Origin of the sequence: Streptomyces sp. MMG1121, assembly GCF_001280015.1 — a bacterium.
GTDB lineage: Bacteria > Actinomycetota > Actinomycetes > Streptomycetales > Streptomycetaceae > Streptomyces.
Map to the genome: position 1 here is coordinate 1 of NZ_LGDV01000103.1, position 337 is coordinate 337.

General features: G+C 70.0%; 1 protein-coding gene. It reads left to right on the forward strand.

What is annotated here, in order from left to right; all coding sequences use genetic code 11:
• A partial coding sequence (locus ADK64_RS10485) for an alcohol dehydrogenase catalytic domain-containing protein (protein WP_159046215.1) occupies positions 1 to 337 on the forward strand: 337 nt, incomplete at both ends.

Sequence of the window (337 nt, forward strand, 5' to 3'; positions counted from 1 at the left end):
AGGGCGTTGGCGGCGGGGGAGGTGCGGATCGCGGTGCGTGCCGCGGGGCTGAACTTCCGGGACGTGCTGATCGCCTTGGGGATGTATCCGGGTGAGGCCTCGATGGGCATCGAGGGCGCCGGTGTGGTGCTGGAGGTGGGGGCGGACGTCAGCGGACTGGAGCCCGGTGACCGGGTGTTCGGGCTGCTGCCCGATGCGTTCGGTGCGGAGTGCGTGGCGGATCGTCGGTTGGTGGCGCGGGTGCCGGAGGGGTGGTCGTTCGTTGAGGCGGCGTCGGTGCCGGTGGTGTTCTTGACTGCGTATTACGGGTTGGTGGATCTGGCTCGTGTGCGGTCGG